1 protein-coding gene is annotated in these 728 nt (G+C 43.7%); it reads right to left on the bottom strand.

Annotated elements, in window-relative coordinates:
* Nucleotides 1-259: 259 nt before the first annotated feature.
* The coding region (gene cmoB / locus R7190_RS27255) for a tRNA 5-methoxyuridine(34)/uridine 5-oxyacetic acid(34) synthase CmoB (protein ID WP_318137853.1) at nt 260-728 on the bottom strand (469 nt) is incomplete at its 5' end.

The following is a 728-nucleotide window of genomic DNA, read 5'->3' on the forward strand; positions in this document are numbered from 1 at the left end:
AAGGCGATGGCAACAACCGGAGTCAATCGTATTAACATTGAAAACCTTGGGATTGGATTAAGTTGTTTGTTTTTTAAGAGTTTAGCTTATATCGATAAAGGCTCACAAGTAAGAATCTTTCTCTATCTCTTATTGAGTGAGGAATAGTGATGAAAAGCTAATAATCAAGGGTGCAAAGCACACCCTTGATGAGAATAGAAGAGAGGGTAATGTCTTAATGGCAGGAAAGAGTTAAGACAATGTCAGAAATCTCAGTTAATTATGGCTTACGTGCTACAAGCACAGCGCGGCGTGGTGCCGGGTAGCCTTCCACTGTTTTGCTTGGATCGTTTGGATCTAAGTAATCTGGTAGAGAGTTGTGTGTCATCCAATCTGTTGTGCGTTGCTCATCAACTGAAGTCACGTTCTCATCTACAATATGAACATCTTCAAAACCAACCAATTCTAGCCACACTTTTAGTGCTTTCGCAGACGGGAAGAAGTACACATTGCGCATTTGAGCGTAGCGTGAGGTCGGCACAAGTACTGCGTTTTCATCGCCTTCGATTACCAAGGTTTCCAATACCAACTCACCACCAGAAACCAACTGATCTTTTAGTTGAATCAAATGGTCAAGTGGAGAACGACGGTGGTAGAGAACACCCATGCTGAACACGGTATCAAACGCTTCCAGTTTAGGCAGTTGCTCAATACCCAGCGGCAATAGGTGTGCACGTTGGTCACCGCCC

This window comes from Vibrio sp. 1078-1 (assembly GCF_033340475.1).